This window comes from Melghirimyces algeriensis, from assembly GCF_900182565.1.
In the GTDB taxonomy this organism is placed as follows: Bacteria; Bacillota; Bacilli; order Thermoactinomycetales; family DSM-45169; genus Melghirimyces; species Melghirimyces algeriensis.
The window spans coordinates 60,343-80,717 of the sequence record NZ_FXTI01000012.1 but is presented as its reverse complement, the minus strand read 5'-3'; the positions used below and the strand labels follow the sequence as shown (position 1 = coordinate 80,717).

19 protein-coding genes and 1 riboswitch are annotated in these 20,375 nt (G+C 46.1%); all 19 genes read left to right on the top strand.

Features of this window, described 5'->3' with window-relative positions:
- Positions 1-179 precede the first annotated feature (179 nt).
- Positions 180-758 (top strand): delta-aminolevulinic acid dehydratase, encoded by a 579-nt coding sequence (locus FN782_RS14740; protein ID WP_342778405.1) that lies wholly within the window; start codon positions 180-182, stop codon positions 756-758.
- A 404-nt stretch (positions 759-1,162) separates the two neighbouring features.
- On the top strand, positions 1,163-2,185 hold the full coding sequence (locus FN782_RS14735; RefSeq protein WP_185956345.1) for a methyltransferase domain-containing protein: 1,023 nt from the start codon (positions 1,163-1,165) through the stop codon (positions 2,183-2,185).
- Between the two features lie 647 nt (positions 2,186-2,832).
- Positions 2,833-3,023, top strand: a riboswitch (cobalamin riboswitch).
- Between the two features lie 121 nt (positions 3,024-3,144).
- Entirely contained in the window at positions 3,145-3,852 is a 708-nt protein-coding gene (locus FN782_RS14730) for a HoxN/HupN/NixA family nickel/cobalt transporter (RefSeq protein ID WP_246064976.1), read from the top strand.
- Positions 3,853-3,854: 2 nt separating this feature from the next.
- The gene (gene cobJ / locus FN782_RS14725) at positions 3,855-5,459 is read left to right on the top strand and encodes a precorrin-3B C(17)-methyltransferase (protein WP_142506559.1); all 1,605 of its coding nucleotides are present in this window, start codon (positions 3,855-3,857) and stop codon (positions 5,457-5,459) included.
- A 33-nt stretch (positions 5,460-5,492) separates the two neighbouring features.
- A complete protein-coding gene (locus FN782_RS14720; protein ID WP_142506558.1) occupies positions 5,493-6,368 on the top strand; it encodes a sirohydrochlorin chelatase in 876 nt (291 codons plus the stop codon).
- A complete protein-coding gene (cobK, locus tag FN782_RS14715; protein WP_142506557.1) occupies positions 6,368-7,165 on the top strand; it encodes a precorrin-6A reductase in 798 nt (265 codons plus the stop codon). Before FN782_RS14720 ends, cobK begins: the two co-directional genes overlap by 1 nt.
- 19 nt (positions 7,166-7,184) lie before the next feature.
- Positions 7,185-7,832, top strand: coding sequence for a precorrin-8X methylmutase (locus FN782_RS14710; RefSeq protein ID WP_142506556.1), 648 nt, complete (start codon positions 7,185-7,187; stop codon positions 7,830-7,832).
- A 4-nt stretch (positions 7,833-7,836) separates the two neighbouring features.
- Positions 7,837-8,952 carry a cobalt-precorrin-5B (C(1))-methyltransferase gene (locus FN782_RS14705; RefSeq protein ID WP_185956344.1) on the top strand — a complete coding sequence of 372 codons (1,116 nt, stop codon included), beginning with the start codon at positions 7,837-7,839 and terminating at the stop codon, positions 8,950-8,952.
- Positions 8,936-10,144 (top strand): precorrin-6y C5,15-methyltransferase (decarboxylating) subunit CbiE, encoded by a 1,209-nt coding sequence (cbiE, locus tag FN782_RS14700; RefSeq protein WP_142506555.1) that lies wholly within the window; start codon positions 8,936-8,938, stop codon positions 10,142-10,144. Before FN782_RS14705 ends, cbiE begins: the two co-directional genes overlap by 17 nt.
- Position 10,145: 1 nt before the next feature.
- Complete coding sequence (cobI, locus tag FN782_RS14695) at positions 10,146-10,847, top strand: precorrin-2 C(20)-methyltransferase (protein ID WP_142506554.1); 702 nt, start codon at positions 10,146-10,148, stop codon at positions 10,845-10,847.
- Positions 10,844-11,620: a precorrin-4 C(11)-methyltransferase gene (cobM, locus tag FN782_RS14690; RefSeq protein ID WP_142506553.1), complete on the top strand. Its 777-nt coding sequence runs from the start codon at positions 10,844-10,846 to the stop codon at positions 11,618-11,620. The genes cobI and cobM overlap by 4 nt, the downstream gene beginning before the upstream one ends.
- The gene (locus tag FN782_RS14685) at positions 11,617-12,708 is read left to right on the top strand and encodes a cobalt-precorrin 5A hydrolase (protein ID WP_142506552.1); all 1,092 of its coding nucleotides are present in this window, start codon (positions 11,617-11,619) and stop codon (positions 12,706-12,708) included. Before cobM ends, FN782_RS14685 begins: the two co-directional genes overlap by 4 nt.
- Positions 12,709-12,743: 35 nt before the next feature.
- Positions 12,744-14,120, top strand: coding sequence for a cobyrinic acid a,c-diamide synthase CobB (locus FN782_RS14680; RefSeq protein ID WP_142506551.1), 1,377 nt, complete (start codon positions 12,744-12,746; stop codon positions 14,118-14,120).
- Complete coding sequence (locus tag FN782_RS14675) at positions 14,113-15,630, top strand: cobyric acid synthase (protein WP_142506550.1); 1,518 nt, start codon at positions 14,113-14,115, stop codon at positions 15,628-15,630. Before FN782_RS14680 ends, FN782_RS14675 begins: the two co-directional genes overlap by 8 nt.
- Positions 15,630-16,697 carry a nicotinate-nucleotide--dimethylbenzimidazole phosphoribosyltransferase gene (gene cobT / locus FN782_RS14670; RefSeq protein WP_425462718.1) on the top strand — a complete coding sequence of 356 codons (1,068 nt, stop codon included), beginning with the start codon at positions 15,630-15,632 and terminating at the stop codon, positions 16,695-16,697. The genes FN782_RS14675 and cobT overlap by 1 nt, the downstream gene beginning before the upstream one ends.
- Positions 16,698-16,704: 7 nt before the next feature.
- A complete protein-coding gene (cobA, locus tag FN782_RS14665) occupies positions 16,705-17,481 on the top strand; it encodes a uroporphyrinogen-III C-methyltransferase (protein WP_142506548.1) in 777 nt (258 codons plus the stop codon).
- A 25-nt stretch (positions 17,482-17,506) separates the two neighbouring features.
- Positions 17,507-18,544 carry a FecCD family ABC transporter permease gene (locus FN782_RS14660; protein WP_142506547.1) on the top strand — a complete coding sequence of 346 codons (1,038 nt, stop codon included), beginning with the start codon at positions 17,507-17,509 and terminating at the stop codon, positions 18,542-18,544.
- A gap of 1 nt (position 18,545) precedes the next feature.
- On the top strand, positions 18,546-19,349 hold the full coding sequence (locus FN782_RS14655; RefSeq protein ID WP_142506546.1) for an ABC transporter ATP-binding protein: 804 nt from the start codon (positions 18,546-18,548) through the stop codon (positions 19,347-19,349).
- Positions 19,350-19,374: 25 nt separating this feature from the next.
- Complete coding sequence (locus FN782_RS14650) at positions 19,375-20,367, top strand: ABC transporter substrate-binding protein (protein WP_142506545.1); 993 nt, start codon at positions 19,375-19,377, stop codon at positions 20,365-20,367.
- The last annotated feature ends 8 nt before the right edge of the window (positions 20,368-20,375 follow it).

The following is a 20,375-nucleotide window of genomic DNA, read 5'->3' as shown; positions in this document are numbered from 1 at the left end:
TTTTAGACAGGGGATGTTTAGATAATGAAACATTGAGATTAAGGGGTATCAAGGATTATGAATTCCTGTCCTGCGGTGGAAGGAATTGGTCAAATAGCAAAGGGATGGAGCCTGAACAGTTTGGGATTTGCAACTATATACCTGAAGCAATCTCTATTGACCTATTGAGGAGAATGAGGATGAAAGTGGCCTTAATCGTTGGGGATACAGGGAATGAAGCGCATGCCATCCGTTACACGCTGGAAGAGTTTGGTGCTGAAGTGATGACCAAGTGGATCGGCCGACCGAATGCATTTCTCTCCGCATTGACAGGGGAAGGCTTGTATCCCGAATTTGACACATTGGTACTTTCCTTTCATGGAGAGGAAGGCACCTTTTTGCTGCCAGAACTGGGGGAAGACGTCTATGAAGAAGGAGAACCCAGGGGGAATATCGGACCCGAAGAAATTCGACAGTTTGCTTCGCTGGAAGGGAAGATAGTGCTGTCCACAGGGTGTGAAACGGGTGACTCCGAGTTGGCTCAGGCGTTTCTGGATGTGGGATGTAAGGCCTATATCGCTCCGGAAGAAGCCATAGACGGAAACGCGGCCACCATCTTTACCCAGCTGTTCTTCTACGAAAAAATACAAAATAAACGGAGGACAGAAGAAGCCTTTCGTCTTGCTCAAGGGATTGACAGTGAAACAAGGTATTTTCGCCTGTTTCAAAGTGGTTGGATTGGAACCTCACCGGAGGGGAAAAGGATTGTTAAAGATTAGATGGCAACCCTTGAAATGAAGAAAAAGATGCTATAAGTTAAAACTACACGAAATAAATGGAGGTAACCGACTGTGATGAAAATGGCCGTATTTTTAACAGACGATTCAGTGATATTGAACTGAATAGGTTGATACGCAAATGAAAGGTATTTATGGGAAAACCGGTTTTTTACTCGGTTTATTTTCTCGTGCCTTCTTGTCTGTGTCTGTCTGTTATGAACATAAACGGTCAACCGGTTGCTTCTAAAATGAAGGTTTTTATATTTTGATGGGATCACCATTTTGTTGTTATCCTTATCATTCAGTAGCCTTTATTTTGGATAAAAAACCGTGAATGAACTTTGTTCATTTGCGGTTTTCTGTGTTTTAAAACCGGTTTCCGAATGGAAACGGAGGAAACCAACATGAATCACCAATATATGGCTACGGTCCTTCCTGGATTGGAATGGGTTTTAATCGATGAAATGAATGCCAAATTACCTAACGTTCAATTACAATTGACAATGCGGGGAAAAGTATTTTTAACATCTGATCTTCCTTGGCAATCCCTTTTGAAATTAAGAACCGCTGATAATCTGTACCGACTTATCGGCAGGTTTTCCGTAGGCCCACAAAAATGTCATCTACCGCGATTAGAAAAACAAATCTCAACGTTCGATTTATCATTTGCAGAATCGATAGCCCGACCAAGAGGAGGCTATGTTGTCAATGCCAGCCGGAAAGGAAAGCAGACATACAATCGGTTTGAGGCTGCAGAAGCCGCTATGCGAGGTATTGCTAGACGTTATCCCAAATGGACCAGAGGAACAGCACAAAACCATACGATGGAATTTCGGCTGGATCTTGATGGGGAAGAAGCTATTTTTTCTTTACGATTGACCGATTCAACCTTTCGATTTCGCAGCAGAAATCGTGCCTTCACTCAGGCTGCGCTTCGACCTACGATCGCTCATGCACTTGTCTGGTGTTCTTCTCCGAAGGATACGGACATTTTTGTTGATCCTTGCTGTGGATCCGGCACCATCCTCACCGAACGGTTGGCCTACCCGTATTCTGAAATCAGGGGAGGGGACCTTTCAGCAGAAGCGATTGGATGTGCTAGAGTCAATCTAAAGAAGACATCCCACCATGTTGTTCAGCGATGGGATGCTAGGCGCTTACCATTGGAAAGCGGTTATGTAGACAAAATTGTATGCAATTTGCCGTTTGGTCGTCAAATTGGAAACCGATCGGAGTTGGAAGATCTGTACGGTGAAATGGTTCAAGAAATGTTCAGAGTGCTTAAACCAAACGGCATATCGATTCTACTGACGGAAGATGGGTCTTTGCTTTCCCGTGCCGCAAATCAATGTTCCATTCAATGCCGTGAGTTCATGCGATTAAGTTTGAAAGGTCTCCAACCAGCTATCTATCGATTGCAGAAATAGACCCACCCCTCGGCAAAGGTTTGCGGGTAGATTCACGCTAAGGTTGCTCATCTGTGGCATCGATCCGGCGGTAGGAGGTGTAACCCTTACCGCCGTTCCTGTTTAGACCAAACGCTAAAGAGGAGTGGCAATGGGGGGCTAAAGTTAAAAAGATTAACGGGCTTGCTTTGGCTGTGACATTCATATTGATGCCATTTCTCGACACCTTGTACTTCGAATAGAGGTGTTTTGGGAATGGATGTCGAAATATAAGGAACAGTAGCTTATGAAGTACAGCTGGATTTTTCTTGCAATAAGTTTTTATATATGATTTAATAATTAAAGAAGATAGATTCATCGGAATTTAAAAGTGTTTGGACTTACAAAGCATTGGAATCACAGGGGAATTTAATGGGAATTGTTTTACTATCAATCATGTAAGCGCTGTCTTGGATTGGGCGGAGAAAACGTGTAACCCCTTTCGTTTTACAGCATTTGAGGATTTTCATGTCCATTTATTTCAGATGTTTTTTAATGGATTAAATATTTCCTGTTATTTGTAATCCTTAGTCATTGCATTTGAGATGTTGCATCACACAAATTATTCAATCAAAAATCGACATGTAGACGTGTATTTGATGTTTCATTAAACGTTGATTGTACAAATTCATATGATCAGCAAGTAAGGTGCGTTCAAAATGCCGCGAACGCTTAAAAGGGAAGTACGGTGTAAATCCGTCACGGTGCCCGCCACTGTAATGGGGAGTTTCATGGCAACATGTCACTGAAGTGAATTCGGGAAGACGCCTATGAAACGATGAACCTAAGTCAGGAGACCTGCCTCACTTGTATCTTCAGACCTACGGGCCATGGGTAGAAGTGTTGGATGAAATGCAATTGAGGATATCTATGCATTTTTCTGCACCTCTATGGATGTAGGGGTGCTTTTTGTTGTACACACGGTAAAAGGAGGAAGTGAAGTGGAATTACTGACTTTAGTGATTTTGGTGATCCTTCTGGGAATGAGACATGGAATGGACGCAGATCATGTTGCTGCGATCGCAGACATGGTAGGGAGTGAAAATCAAAGAAAAAAACAGGTTTCATTGGGAATGATGTATGCGTTTGGACATGGCATCATTGTTTTTATCGTTGGATTGATCACCATTTTTATCGGGATCAAGTTACCAGCGTTTGTTCAAAATTTTTTGGAATTTTGCGTTAGTCTAACATTACTGGTTTTAGGTGCGATCATACTGCGCTCCCTGTTTCAGAACAGAAAAGACTATCAATTGAAGAGTCGATTAAAGATTGTATCTGAATTTATTTTAAAACGGGTGAAGAATACGCGAAAAGAAGGAGCAACCCATTCGCCCATGGTATTTGGGACGATTGGTGCTTTTATCGTCGGTATGATTCACGGGATCGGTGTGGAAAGTCCTTCACAAATCGCGATTATTACCAACGTTGCCGGGCTTGATAATATCACTGCGGCAACTATACAGCTTATTCTGTTTGTTCTTGGTTTGCTTGTATCCACTGTTTTGATAACCTTTTTGCTCTCCTGGGGGTTTATCAAGGCAAAGTTTAAAGAGCGTCTTTACATCATCCTTGGTTCAGCGACGGGAATCTTCAGTATTGTACTCGGTTTGTCGATGCTCGCAGAAATAGTGAAAGGAGGCATATAAGAATGGAGGGAACGTTACTCATCATCGGGTTTGGTCCAGGAAGCTTTGAGCACATTACCAAACGGGCCAAAGAAGCGATTGAAGAAAGCGATTGTATCATCGGTTACAAAACATATGTGGAATTGATTCAAGATTTGATTACCCATCAGGAAGTCATCAGCACGGGGATGTCGGAGGAGGTAAGCCGTGCACAGGCAGCGGTTCGGTTGGCGGAAGAAGGGAAAAAAGTGGCTGTGATTTCAAGCGGCGATGCCGGTGTTTATGGAATGGCAGGACTTATATACGAGGTGCTTGTGGAAAAGGGATGGACGGAAGAAACCGGTGTCGGAGTGGAAGTGATCCCAGGGATTTCCGCAATCAATTCTTGTGCCTCATTGTTGGGAGCTCCTGTGATGCATGATGCGTGTACCATCAGTTTAAGTGATCATTTGACGCCTTGGGATTTCATCGCCAAACGGATCGATGCCGCGGCTCAAGCGGATTTTGTCATTGCACTGTACAATCCGAAAAGCGGGCGCAGAACCAGACAAATCGTAGAAGCACAAAAAATATTGATGCAGTATCGTTCTCCGGATACACCGGTTGGATTGGTCAAAAGTGCTTATCGGGAAAGGGAACGCGTGGTGTTGACAAATTTGCGCGAGATGTTGGATCACGAGATTGGCATGTTAACCACGGTCATCATTGGAAATTCAACGACCTTTTTTTATGACAACAAGATGATTACGCCAAGAGGATACCAACGCAAGTATACATTGGATAAAACAGAGCAACGGTTGAAGCCGCATGAACGATTAAAGTATGAAAATGAGCCGTGGGCACTACACCAAGGACGGCCTGAATCGAAAAGCAAGCCGGATTCATCTCTTGCCGTGGCGATGGAAGCCATTCAGACGCTGGATGGAACCCAACAGGAAACATTCGGTGATGCACCAACACCTGTAAACCATCCGGTTGAATCCATTTTTGAACTGGCGGTGAGCCCAGGTGTTTGGAACAAAACGTTTACCCCTGAGCAGATGATCACCCTGGCCAAAGTGGTTGGAGAAAAGGGAACAATGGAGTACACAACGGATCATCAAATCAGGTTGCAAATTCCCACGTCGAATCCGGATCAAATCACTGAAAAACTCAAAAATGTCGGCTTTTTATTGTCTCCCATTGGGGATGTACTGAAGGTAAAAGCGTGTGACTTTTGTCACGGAGAGAAAAAGGATTCAATTCCTTACGCGGAAGAGCTTGAAGAAAAATTGGGGGGCATGGAGCTTCCCAAAAAATTGAAAATAGGTTTCAATGGGTGCGGAATGGCATGCTACGGTGCGGTGAAAGAGGATATTGGCATTGTGTTTCGAAAAGGGAAATTCGACCTGTTTTTAGGGGCGAAAACGGCCGGTCGCAACGCACATTCCGGACAACCTGTTGCGGAAGGGATCGAACCGGACAACATCGTGAACGTTGTTGAAAATATTGTTCATGAATACAAGGAAAAAGCGCATCCGAACGAAAGGTTCTATAAGTTTTTCAAGCGCGTACAAGAGGTGCAAGGTTTTAAACATAAAGATATGACACCAAACATCAAGATCGAACCGGCCCCATGTGGGGACTGATTGAAAGAAATGAATGTATGGGAGGCAGATGATATGAAAGCTGTATTGATGGTGGGACACGGAAGCCGGGATCCTGAGGGGAATAACCAGGTACGACAATGTATTGATCTTTTAAAACCAAAATTGGATCCAACGCTATTGGTGGAGACGTGCTTTCTGGAATTTGAATCTCCGACAGTGAATGAAGGGATTGCCACCTGTATCCAAAAGGGGGCCGATCATATCATTGTCATTCCCATCATGCTGTTGCCTGCCGGTCATTCAAAAATTCATATCCCGGCAGCGATCGATCAATCGAAAGAAGAGTATCCAGATGTTACGTTTACGTATGGAAGACCGATCGGCATTCATGAGGAAGCATTGGAGATTTGTAAAAGCCGATTGGAAGAAATCGGGGAAAATGTGGATGAACCGGATACAGAAACGGCTGTGATCTTAATGGGACGCGGGGGAAGTGATCCGGATGCCAACAGTGATTTGTACAAAATCACCCGCCTGTTATGGGAAAAACTGAACTACCGGATTGTGGAACCCGCATTTATAGGTGTCACCGACCCTCTGATTCGTGAAGGGGTGGATCGCTGTATCAAGCTCGGTGCGAAGAAGGTGATCATATTGCCTTACTTTTTATTTACCGGAATCTTGATCAAACGCCTTGAAAGCATGATGAGTGAGTTTGAACAGAAATATCCTGAATGCGAATTTAAGCTGGCGAAGTATTTTGGTTTTCATGCCAGGTTACAAAACATTTTAAAGGATCGAATCGATGAAGGCCTTCAAGGGGAGGTCAAAATGAATTGTGATACATGTCATTACCGAATAGAAGCCATGGAGCATATAGACCATCATCACCATCATCATCATCACGACCATCATCATTCTGACCGGGATGAGGTGCAAAACGTATAATGATTCTATTTTTGGCCGGTACAAGCGATGCAAGGGCATTGGCACTTGAAATCAAAAAGGCTGGCTTCGATCTGTTAGCGACTGTTGTTACAGAAAATGCGGCGAACGAACTGAAAAAGCAGGGTTTAAATGTACATGTGGGCCGTCTGTCAGGCGAAGAGATTGCAAAAATGATAGAAAAGTATGGAGCTGAGGCCGTGGTGGATGCCAGTCATCCATTTGCGGAGGAAGCGAGCAAAAATACGATTCAAGGGGCCGATATCGCCGATGTACCATACATACGCTACGAACGGGAATCGCAAACCTTTGAAAAGCAACATATGGTGATGGTCAACAGTTATGAGGAAGCTGCCATACAAGCGGCTGAGAAAAAAGGCGTCATTATGTTGACAACCGGCAGTAAAACCCTGCAAATATTTACGGAAAAGCTTCTCCATTTGCCGGATACACGTGTCATTGCCCGTATGTTGCCACGAAAAGATAATATGGAAAAATGTGAACGGCTGGGTTTACCGCAAAAAAATATTGTTGCAGTACAAGGGCCGTTTACAAAAGAATTTAACAAGGCGTTATATCGGCAATATGGGGTCACGTTAATGGTTACAAAAGAGAGTGGGAAAGTGGGTTCCGTGGACGAAAAGGTGGAAGCTGCGATCGAGCTGGGGATCGAAACGGTGATGATTAAACGTCCAAAGGTTCATTATCGGACGGTCTATTCCAACTTTTCAGATGTCATCGCTCATTTAAAATCGATACTTCCCAGCGGTCATCGTGCCAGTAAAGCACAAAAATCTTAAAAAACGGAGAGGAAAAAATATGGATTTTGGTACGAAATTCAAACCTTATACCGTTCAACCACAAAAAATTGAGGGAAGAAGCTTTGAAATCATTGATGAAGAGATCGGTGAACATTCATTCTCCGATGAACAATATCCCGTGGTGCAACGGGTGATCCATGCCTCTGCCGACTTTGATCTGGGGCGATCTCTCGTTTTTCATCCCGATGCGATACAAGCCGGGATCCATGCTATCCGCAGTGAAAAAAAAGTTGTAGCCGATGTGCAAATGGTGCAAGTGGGTATCAGCAAACCGCGGATTGAAAAGTATGGCGGGAGCGTTCATGTATATATTTCCGATCCGGACGTGATGGAGGAAGCGAAGCGCTTGGATACCACAAGAGCGATTGTTTCCATGAGAAAGGCGATCAAAGAAGCGGACGGCGGTATTTTTGCCATCGGCAATGCACCAACCGCATTGCTTGAATTAATTCGTCTTGTCAAGGAAGGGAAAGCAAAGCCGGGACTTGTGATCGGACTGCCTGTTGGATTTGTGTCGGCTGCCGAGTCCAAAGAAGAGTTGGCAAAGCTGGATGTTCCGTTCATTACAAATGTCGGCAGGAAAGGTGGAAGTACCGTTACAGTAGCCGCATTAAATGCGATCTCGATCCTAGCAGACAAGGTGTAAAACGATGAAAAGCAAAACGAAGGTGAAAGATCCCAAGGATCTTAGGCATGGATATACCACAGGTGCGAACGCAACAGCCGCCACGAAAGCGGCTTTGACAGCACTGATTACCGGTGAAGAGCAAACCGAGGCAACCATCTATCTTCCGGTGGGTCAATTTGTCACCTTTCAAATGGAAAGCTGTGAATGTACCGGTGATACAGCGGTGACCGGGGTGATTAAAGATGGCGGTGATGATCCGGATGCAACCCATGGAGCACTGATCCGATCCACGGTGACATGGTCTCATACACCTGGAATTACATTGGACGGCGGCGTTGGTGTTGGACGGGTGACAAAGGAAGGATTGCCTGTTCCCGTTGGTCAGGCGGCAATCAATCCCGTGCCCAGAAGAATGATTCACCAAGTGGCCAAGGAGGTACTGGAGCAATACAGTGTTGACAAAGGAATTAAAATCGTCATTTCAGTTCCTGACGGCGAAGAAATAGCGAAGAAAACATTAAATGGTCGCCTCGGTATTGTGGGGGGCATTTCCATTCTGGGCACCCGTGGAATTGTGGTTCCATTTTCCACTTCCGCCTATAAAGCGAGCATTGCTTACGCAATAGAAGTAGCCAAACAGAGTGGTTGTGACCATGTTGTGATCACAACAGGAGGGCGCAGTGAAAAGTATGGGATTGAGCAATATCCGCATCTTCCCAAAGAAGCATTTATTGAGATGGGTGATTTTGTCGGTTTCACCTTAAAGCAATGCAAACGCAAAGGGATCAGAAAAGTGTCGATGGTTGGAATGATGGGCAAATTTTCAAAAGTGGCTCAGGGGATCATGAACGTTCACTCCAAAAGTGCGCCGGTTGACTTTGATTTCATCGCGAATGTGGCCGAGGAAGCGGGCGTCCAAGGGACGCTGTTGGAAGAGGTGCGACAGGCAAATACTGCCACACAGGCAGGTCAATTCATTTTGGAACACGGATACAACACTTTCTTCGAAAAAATATGTGATCGTTGCTGCCGATCCGCGCTTCAAGAAACAGGGGGCGGATTGGAAATTGAGACAAGCCTATATACGTTAAAAGGGACGTTTTTGGGAAAGGCGGTAAGACATGGCACAGAAGATTAAAATGATCGGCATTGGGGATGAAGGAAAGCGGAGTTTATTACCCTTGTATGAAAAATGGATTGATGAGAGTGATGTCCTGGTTGGCGGAGAACGGCAGCTGTCCTTTTTTTCCGATTATCAGGGAGAAAAGGTGGTGATTAAAGGGGGGCTTCGTTCTCTCGTTGATCAACTGACGCAAGAAACAAGACAAGTCGTGGTGCTGTCATCGGGGGATCCGTTGTTTTACGGGATCGGAAGTTATTTATCAACTAAGATGGACCTTGAAATTTACCCCTATCTAAGCTCTGTTCAGCTTGCCTTTGCCAGAATGCAAGAACGTTGGCAGGACGCGTATTTTACCAGTGTTCACGGACGCAGTATGAAAGGGTTGGCCCAACGGATCGACGGCCGATCAAAGGTTGCCCTTTTGACCGATAAGGAAAACAGTCCCCAAAAAATCGCCGACTATTTACTCTCCTTTGGTATGACAGAGTACCGGGCGTTTGTGGCGGAGAATCTTGGCGGCGAAAATGAGCGTTGCGGTTGGTATGAGTTGAAAGAAATGGCGAAAACGGAATTTTCACCGTTAAATATTGTAATTCTGAAGAAGGTATCTTCCGGTCCGGAATGGACGTTTGGCATTGATGACCATGAATTTCACCAAAGAAAACCGGAAAAAGGATTACTCACCAAAAAAGAGATTCGTACATTAAGCTTGAGTGCCTTACGTTTAAAGAAAGACAGTACTGTATGGGATATCGGCACATGTACTGGATCGGTGGCGATCGAAGCAGCCAAGTTGGCGCGGGAAGGGGCGGTTTATGCGATTGAAAAAAACAGTCATGATATCGAAAACGGCTATAAAAACATGGCCAAATTCCGCGCTGATATCACCCTGATACATGGAAAAGCACCGGACCATTTGGATCAATTTCCGGATCCGGATGCTGTATTTATCGGTGGAACCGCTGGCGGAATGGAAGCCATCCTTGATGTATGTTGTTCACGCCTAAAAAAAGGCGGTCGCATTATCTTTAATGCAGTCACGATTGAAAACCTGACAGAGGCGATGGAACGGTTTCAGGCGAAAGGGTTTGAGACAGAGATGACGCTTGCCCAAATCTCAAGAAGCAAACCGATATTGAATTTAACAAGATTTGACGCATTAAATCCGATTTTTATCATCACAGCGGAGCGTAGGAAAGGAGAATAACATGATCGGAACATTATACGGGTTGGGGGTTGGACCGGGGGACCCGGAACTGATCACCGTCAAAGCCTTTCGCAAATTGAAAGATGCACCGGTAATTGCCTATCCGAAAAGAAGAAGAGGAAGTAAAAGCTATGCTCATCGAATTGTGGATGTTTATTTGAAACCTGGGGAAAAAGAGATGCTGGGTCTCGTGTTTCCCATGACCAAAGATCCGGACATTTTGGAGCGGGAATGGTTGAAAACGGTGGAAACGGTTTGGGGAAAGTTGGAGCAAGGAAAAGATGTCGCTTTCGTTACAGAAGGGGACCCGCTTCTGTACAGCACGTTTATCCATCTGATGAACCTTATGAAACGGCGGCATCCGGAAGTTGAGATTCAAACGGTTCCCGGCATCTCCTCGATCAACGGCGTTGCATCAAGGCTTGGCATTCCCCTTGCCGAAGGGGATGATCATATCGCGATCGTGCCGGCCAGGGATGATTATCAAATGATGAAAAAAGTGATCGAGGAAAATGATTGCATCCTTTTTCTGAAAGTGGCCAAGGTGATGGATCTGATGCTGGCGATTCTTCGGGAAAAAGATTTGCTGGACAAAACTTCTGTTGTAACAAAAGCAACGTCAGACGAAGAAGTCGTTTGGGATATTCAGGAGCTGGACCGTGCGGAATTGGAATATCTAACGTTAATGGTGGTGCGAAAATGAGGAAGGTAACGATTATTGGTGCCGGACCAGGAGACCCGGATTTAATCACGGTGAAAGGGTTCAAGCTTCTGGGAGAAGCAGATGTCATCATGTATACAGATTCGCTTGTCAGTGAAGATTTATTCAAACATGTCAAACCGGAAGCGCAAGTGGTCAAAACAGCCGGCATGCACCTGGAAGAAATGGTGGATCGGATGGTGGACAGCGTGGAAAAGGGGAAAAAGGTGGTGCGTGTGCATACCGGCGATCCTGCGGTTTACGGTGCCATCATGGAACAAATGGCTCTTTTGAAAGAAAGGGGCATTGAAGTGGAAATCATTCCGGGCGTCAGCTCTGTTTTTGCCTCTGCAGCCGTGTTGGGAGCAGAACTGACGATTCCTGATTTGACCCAGACCGTCATCCTGACAAGAGCTGAAGGACGCACGTCCGTTCCGGAGGCTGAAAAACTGAAAGATTTGGCGAAGCATCATTGTACGGTGGCTCTGTTTTTAAGTGCGACCTTGACAAAAAAGGCAGTTCATGCGTTTTTGGATGCTGGCTGGAGTAAAGATACACCCGTAGCTGCGGTGTACAAGGCCACGTGGCCGGACCAGAAAATTTTGCGCACCACACTTGAACACTTGGATGAACAGATGCACAAACAGGGAATGCGTAAGCAGGTGATGATCCTGGCGGGGTGGGCACTGGATGAAGAGATTCATCATAAGGATTATCGTTCAAAGCTTTATGACAAAACCTTTACGCACGGCTTCCGGAAGGGTGTGAAAGCATGACCCGAAATCCCTATGCCGTTGCTGCGATTACAAAGCATGGTGTAGACATCGCCAGAAGCCTGAGTGCATCGTTTCAAAACATGGATGTCATTTATCCGAAAAAATTTGAAAAGGGGGATGAAGCAAAACGGGGGATACAAATGTATGAAGGCAGTATTCGTGATGTGCTTCCCTCCGTCTTCCATTCCTACAAAGGGATTGTGATGGTCGTATCCATCGGGGCCGTTGTCCGGTTGGTCGCGCCCCTTCTAAAAGATAAAAAAACCGATCCGGGCGTGGTGGTTGTGGATGACAACAAGGAACATGCGATCAGCGTGCTTTCCGGGCATTTGGGGGGAGCCAATGAACTGACAAAAGAAGTGGCCGCTGCACTTGGAGCCCGTCCGGTGATCACGACCGCTTCGGAAGTGCGGCAAACGATTCCGGTGGACCTTTTCGGGAAACGTTTCGGCTGGGTGTGGGACTCTCCGGAGAATCTGGTCTCAGTCAGTGCTTCTGTCGTCAATGAAGAAAAGATTGCGATCATCCAGGAATCGGGCGAAAAAGATTGGTGGGAATATGACCGTCCAATGCCTGAAAATATCAAAATGTACGCCTCCATTGAAGAGGCCATCCATGCCTCGCCCGATGCGGCACTTGTGGTCACGCATCGAAATTTAACAGAGAAAGAAGCGCCCATTTTGGAAAATGGTGTTCTTTACCGTCCCAAAGTGATTGTACTTGGAATGGGTTGTAACCGGGGAACGTCGGGTGCTGAAATCGAGTCCGTGATCAAAGAGACCTTGGATGAATTGAATCTTTCTATCAAAAGCGTAAAAGCCATCTGTACCATTGATTTAAAGAAAGATGAAGAAGGACTGATTGAGACGGCCAAAAAGTATGGTTGGGAGTTTACCTGTTACGCGCCGGAAACGTTGAACACGGTGGAAATAGAAGAACCTTCAGATACAGTGTACAAATATACAGGAGCCTATGGTGTGAGTGAACCGGCCGCCCGTTTATACAGCGGAGCAGATGAGCTGGCACTCGTGAAAAAGAAATCAGGCAATGTGACGATTTCCGTTGCGGTGATCCCCTGTGAAACATAGATTTCGATTTGGATGCAAACGGTGAGGTGGCAGATATGGCAGAACGAAGAATGGTCATCGCCGGAACCGGAAGTGGTGTTGGAAAAACAACATTCACCATCGGCTTAATGGCGGCCCTTTGTAAAAAAGGGTTTAACGTGCAGGGATTCAAATGCGGACCGGACTATATTGATCCAACCTATCATACCGCTGTAACCCGCAGAGAATCCCGTAATCTGGACAGTTGGATGTTAAGTGAAGAAACAGTGAAAGAGATTTTTGTGCGGGGAAAAAAGGGCAGTGATATTTCCATCATTGAAGGCGTCATGGGTTTTTTTGACGGGAAGAATCCAAAAACGAATGAAGGCAGTACGGCTGAAATCAGCAGGATCATCGACAGCCCGGTGCTGCTGGTTGTCAACTGTGCAAGTATGGCACGAAGTGCGGCAGCGATCGTCAAAGGGTTTCAATCCTTCGCCGATGGCCAAAATATTGTGGGTGTGATTGCCAACCGTGTTGGCAGCGAAGGGCATTTTAAACTGGTGAAGACGGCTGTTGAACAAGAATGCAACATTCCGGTCATCGGTTATTTGAAGCGGGAGATGGATATTGAGATTCCGGAACGGCATCTTGGACTTATCCCTTCCATTGAAAGAGGAGAACTGAATCCGTTTTTCGATCGTTTGGGAGAATTGGTGCTTGAAACGTTGGACATCGAACAATTCGTCAAGCTTTCCGAGGCAACCCCTTTGAAAAGGGATCTGACTTCATCCTTATTTGAGCGAAAACCGAAGGCCCATGTTCGCATCGCGGTGGCAAAGGATGCTGCATTTAACTTTTATTACCCGGAAAATATGGAACTCCTTGAAGCGAACGGTGCGGATCTTGTCTACTTTTCTCCTTTGGCCGGTGAAGTGCTCCCGGAAAATGTGGACGGGTTGTATCTCGGTGGCGGGTTTCCGGAAGAATTTGCAGGCGAACTGGCGAAAGCCCATGACGTGAAAAAGTCCATTCGGGATGCGGTGCGAAAGGGCATGCCCACCCTTGCGGAATGCGGGGGATTTATGTACCTGACCGAGGAATTGGAAACAACCGATCACAAGCACTATCAGATGGCGGGTGTGATTCCCGGAAAAGTGAAAATGAAGAAAGAACGGGTAGCACTAGGCTACCGTGAGGTGACAGGTCAAAACGGGAATTTTCTTTTAGAAAACGGCATGAAAGCCAGGGGGCATGAATTTCATTACTCCATCTTCCAAACGGACGAAGAGATTCCTTACGCATACGAGACAAAAGGCATCCGTGGTACGAAAAAGGAAGGGTATATGGCGTTCAATTTAATTGCCGGCTATATACATTTTCACTTCGCGTCCGCTCCGGAGATGGTTGCAAACTGGATAGACAAATTAAAGGAGACAAAAGCCCGTGTCTAAAGCACTTCCTCTTATGATTCAGGGAACCCATTCCGATGTCGGAAAAAGCGTGTTAGTGACCGCTTTTTGCCGGATTTTTACACAGGACGGCTATCATACGACACCGTTTAAATCTCAAAATATGGCGCTCAACTCCTACATCACCATCGATGGAAAAGAAATCGGGCGCGCTCAGGGTGTTCAGGCAGATGCCGCCGGGGTGATCGCCACCACCGATATGAATCCGATATTGATTAAACCGACCGGGGACAACGAATCGCAAATCGTAGTACACGGGAAGCCGTATAAAAATATGAGTGCGGGAACCTATCGGAAAGAATTTTTTGATACCGGATTGAGAATCATTGAAGAAGCGATCACTTCGCTGTCCGGTACATATGAACGAATGGTGATCGAGGGAGCGGGAAGTCCGGCTGAAATCAACCTCAGTGACCGGGAGCTTGTGAATATGCGGATTGCAAGAATGGCCAATGCTCCGGTGATTCTGATTGGTGATATTGAAAAGGGGGGTGTATTTGCCAGCTTAGTAGGTACTTTGCAGCTTCTTTCCCCGGAAGACCGTCAACGGGTGATCGGTGTAATCATCAATAAGTTTCGCGGTGATGTTCAACTGTTGCAACCGGGCTTGACCTGGTTTGAGGAATATACGGGAAAACCGGTGTTCGGTGTAGTTCCGCATCTGTCCAATCTCAATATTGAAGCGGAGGACTCGGTGGTTTTGGACCGATATCCATCCAGCCAACATCATACAAAAGATATCGACATTGCCGTGATCCGTTATCCGAGAATCTCCAACTTCACCGATATCGATCCATTCTTTGCAGAGCCCGATTGCAACGTTCGATGGATCACAAAGGCGGAACAACTGGGAACCCCCGATCTTGTCATTTTACCGGGAAGCAAAAGCACCCTTCAAGATTTGATGTTTTTAAAGAAAAGCGGAATCGCGGAAAAACTGGAGTGGCTGAATCGCCGTACCAAGACCATGATTTTTGGTATTTGTGGCGGCTTTCAAATGCTTGGTCTTTCCGTTTCCGATCCGCATGAAATGGAATCTTCCAATCACTATGAAACCGGTCTTGGGTTCCTGCGTTTAAGAACGACGATTACACAGAGAAAAACGACGGTCCTGTCTCAAGGGACCATGAACTTTGCACAATGTTCGATTCCCGTTACCGGATATGAAATCCATATGGGGCAATCGTTGTTTGAAGGTTCTTTTGAACGTCTGATCCAAACGAAAAACCATGAAGAAGGATGTAAAAGTGAAGATGAACGTGTGATTGGGACGTACTTTCATGGAATTTTTCATAATGACTTATTCAGGGAAATGTTATTAAACCGGATACGAAAGCAAAAAGGTTTGGACGAAATAAAGGGACGGGTTTCCTTTCACCAATTAAGAGAATCCGCCTTTGACAGACTCGCGGATCATGTGAGAGAGCATGTCAAGTTGGATCAGATCCATTGGAAAATGAATGAATTTCAAATAAAAGGAGTTCCGGAATGATGCCCGTTTTGCCAACCTTATCGATCCCGGCATTGGATCTTGAGACGGGTTGTACCACACGTGACTATATTGAAACGTTAACGAAACCGTCAGGCAGCCTCGGTCGCCTTGAAGCACTGGCAGTTCAGTTGGCTGAAATCACCGCCGATCCATTTCCTGTTGTTACTCCGCCCGGAGTCCTTGTGTTTGCCGCCGATCATGGCGTGGCGGTTGAAGGCGTTTCCGCGTTTCCGCAGGAAGTGACCGCTCAGATGGTGCAAAACTTTTTGAACGGTGGGGCTGCCATCAATGTTTTCAGCAACCGGATTGGAGCACGGCTTCACATTGTGGATATCGGTGTTGCATCCGATGTTGATGGAGAAGGTCTGATCCGAAAAAAAATACGGTATGGAACGGCCAATTTTATTCAAGAAGATGCGATGACACATCATGAAGCTTTGCAAGCAGTTGAAACCGGTTATAAACAAGCGGAAGAATTCATCCACCAAGGGATAAAGACCCTGATTCCAGGGGAAATGGGAATCGGCAACACGACAGCCAGCAGTGCGATTTTGGCCGCCATCAGCGGAAAGGATATCTCAACGCTTATTGGACAAGGGTCCGGGATCTCCCGTGAAAAAGTCCTTTATAAACGGCAGGTCATAGAAAAAGCGCTTTCTGAAAGGAATCCCGATCGAAGCGATCCGATTGATGTGCTCGCAAAACTGGGAGGACTGGAAATCGCGGGTATGGCTGGTGCGATGCTTGCTGCTACAACGAACCGAATCCCGATACTGATCGATGGATTTATCTGTACAACCGCAGCATTGATTGCAAAAAAGATTTCAGACAGAGCCACCGATTATATGATGGTTGGTCACCGCTCCGCGGAAACGGGTCACGGAACAGCGATTCAATTATTGGAGAAAAAGCCCCTTCTCGATTTGGGATTGAGATTGGGAGAAGGAAGCGGAGCAGCTGTTGCCTTCCCGATCTTGGAATCCGCTTCTTTAATGGTGAGCGAAATGGCTACGTTCGCTTCAGCTGGCGTATCGAATCAGGAAAAAAGAAATGAACCCGAAGGGTGATACGGACATGAGCGGAGGCAAGGTTTATCTTGTGGGAGCAGGACCGGGAGATGCGAGGTTAATGACCGTATATGGAATGGAATGTATCAGAAAATCGGATGTCATCGCCTATGACCGTCTTGTTAACATAGAACTTCTGGATTACGCGCGAGAAGATGCGGAACGGGTTTATTGCGGGAAGCTGCCCGGTAAGCATGCCCTGATCCAGGAAAAAATCAACAGCCTGTTAATCGAACAGGCAAAAAAAGGAAAGGTGATCACACGGTTAAAAGGTGGAGATCCATTTGTGTTTGGCCGCGGAGGGGAAGAGGCTGATATTCTCGCGCAGAATGGGATTCCTTACGAGATTGTTCCCGGTGTGACCTCCGGCATTGCCGTCCCCGCGTACGCCGGAATCCCTGTGACGCATCGCAATCATGCTTCTTCGTTTACGATCGTTACGGGACACGGCAGAAAGGAAAAAGGGCAGGATCATTTGAATTGGGATGCCCTTGCCAAAGGTAGTGATACGATTGTTTTTTATATGGGTGTCGGCAATCTATCTTACATTTGCAGTCAGTTGATCAAGAACGGGAAAAGCCAGCATACATCTGTAGCTGTCATTCAATGGGGAACAACCGAGCGGCAGCGAACCGTAGTCGGGGATTTAACCAGTATCGAAGAAAAAGTAAAGGCGGCTGGGATCACGCATCCTGCAATAGTCTGTGTGGGGGAAGTCGTACATTTGCGAGAGAAAATAAAGTGGTTTCAGGAAAGTGAGGACAGGGTTTTGAATTTAACGTGAAAAATGAGTAGGCGAGGGGAGAGAAATGAGGACAGCTGTTTTATTCGTGCTTGTGATCCTATTATTCATTTCTGTCACATTCGGCATTATGTTGGGACCGGTGTCTGTGGAACCGGAAGTGATTTGGAAGATCGCATTTTCCAATGTGCCATGGTTGGGAGATTTGATCATTCCAGATTGGACGAAATCCCAAGGACATATTATTTGGGATATCCGCTTTCCCCGTGTCTTGCTCGGTGCCGTTGTTGGCATGGGGTTGGCTGTGGTCGGTGTGGCGATTCAGGCACTGGTTCGGAATCCCCTTGCCGATCCGTATATTTTGGGCGTATCATCCGGGGCATCCGTGGGCGCCGTTTCCGTGATCATTTTTGGCGCTTTTGGTTTTTTTGGACAGTATGCATTGTCATTCACCGCTTTTTTGGGTGCCTTGTTCGCTGTTTTGTTCGTTTTGTTTACTTCACGGGTCGGGGGAAGGATTTCCAACGTACGATTGGTGTTGGCAGGGATTGCTGTGTCCATGATTTTATCTGCGGTGACAAGCTTTATGATCATGTCTGCACCGCAAGAAGAAGGAATTCGCGCCGTCATGTTTTGGATGATGGGAAGTCTAGCCGGAGCGAAGTGGGATTATCTTTTCATACCGGCCATAACGGTTGTCTCAGGAATGATGGTTCTCTCTTTTCAATCGCGCTCATTGAATATTCTGTTGATTGGCGAAAAAACAGCGGCCACGTTGGGAATCCATATTGAGTGGTTTCGCAAGTTTCTCATTTTACTTACTGCTTTAATAACGGGAGTGATCGTTGCCGTAAGCGGTGCGATTGGATTTGTCGGTCTGATGGTGCCTCATGTGGTCCGCTTGATCGTCGGATCGGATCATCGGTATGTTCTGCCCGTCAGTGCATTGTGTGGAGCGATTTTTATGGTTTGGGCGGATGTCTGTGCAAGGCTTGTGGTGGCACCTCAAGAATTGCCGATTGGGATTGTCACAGCATTATGCGGCGGGCCGTTTTTTATTTGGCTCATGCGCCGGCGTTCCTATTCATTTGGGGAGGTGAACTAAAATGATATTAAAGGCGCAAAACGTTTCTTCCAGCATCGAAAACAAAACGATTATTCAGGATATTGATTTGCATGTCAATCCTTCTGAATTTGTCGGATTGATCGGACCGAATGGAAGCGGCAAGTCCACATTGCTAAAAAGTGTTTACCGTATTCTTAAACCTGACGCAGGTTTGATTACACTGGATCATCAGGAGGTCTATCGGTTATCCGCCAAGAAAACAGCGCGTAAGATGGCGGTTGTCAGCCAGGAATCCCCAGTCGTTTTTGATTTTACAGTGAAAGAAATGGTGTTGATGGGGCGCTTTCCGCAGAAGCATTTCTTGGAATCCGATACGGCGGAAGATATGGAAATGATGGAGAGAGCCTTATCCCAGGTTGGCATGCTGGAATTTCGGGACCGAAGTTTTATGTCACTTTCCGGTGGAGAAAAGCAGCGGGTCATGATTGCCAGGGCCCTTGCACAACAAACAAAGATCCTCGTTTTGGATGAACCGACCAATCACCTTGATGTACATCATCAAATCCAATTGATGGATTTGGTGAAAACATTGAATGTAACGGTTTTGGCTGCATTACATGATCTGAACCTGGCGGCCTATTATTGTGATCGCCTTTATGTGATCGATTCAGGCAAGATTGTGGCCTCAGGGAAACCGGAAGACATTTTGACAGAAGACCTTTTAAGGGACGTGTTTCATGTATCCACCGATATATTTATTCATCCATTGACGGAAAAAGTGCATATCACCTACCTGTCCGATCGGGTATTGCCGGAAAAACAAAAGCGGCCCATCAGCAAATAAAGGGGAAATTTCGGGAGGAGAAAGAATGGGTGCAAAACGAATCTTTTTGAATGGATGCGCATGGTCAGCAGTCTTTTTTGTTGCAGCCGTATTGCTGTCATGCAGCAATGGTGCAGAAAAAGCGGAAGGTGAAGTTTCAAAAAATCGAGTGGTGAAGGTGAAAAATCTCGGTCGTTCCCTTGCGTTTGAAAAAGCTCCGGAGCGGGCTGTTGCTTTAAACCAACATACAACGGAAATGATGTTGGCACTGGGATTGGAAGATTCCATGGTTGGGACGGCCTATCTTGATGATCAGGTTCTTCCGGAATTACAGGAAGGGTATAAGCAAGTTCCTGTTCTGTCCGATCAGTACCCAAGTCAGGAAGTATTTTTAAGCGTAGAACCGGATTTTGCTTATGCCGGGTGGAAAAGTGCGTTTCGCGAGGATCATGTGGGAACCATGAAAGAGTTGAAATCGTTCGGAATCCATGCCTATCTGCATCAGGCATCCAATGTAACCAACCCCACTGTGGAAGACGTGTTTCAGGGCATATCCAACATTGGACGCATTTTCCGTGTTGAGTCCAAAGCAGATGACCTCATTCATTCCATGAAAAAAGAAATGAAACAAACCCAATCAAAAGTGGGCGAAGTGGATCAGCCGATTCGTGTTTTTGTTTATGACAGCGGAGAAACGGCTCCCTTTACCGCGGGTGGAAATTTTCTGTCCCATTTGATTACATTGGCCGGCGGTGAAAACATTTTTTCGGACATCGAGAAAAATTGGACGGAAGTGAATTGGGAAGCGGTTGTGGATCGGAATCCGGAAATGATTGTCATCATGGATTATGGTGACGTTACGGTTTCTCAAAAAAGAAACATTCTGTTAAATCATCCAGCTTTGGCGGATGTGGATGCGATCAAAAATGAACGTTTCGTTGTCTTGCCGCTCTCCGCCGGTGCACCGGGAATACGGGCACCCGACACATTGGAGACTCTGGCCAAACATTTTTATCCGGAAAAGTTTAAAGAAAAATGAGAAGGAGA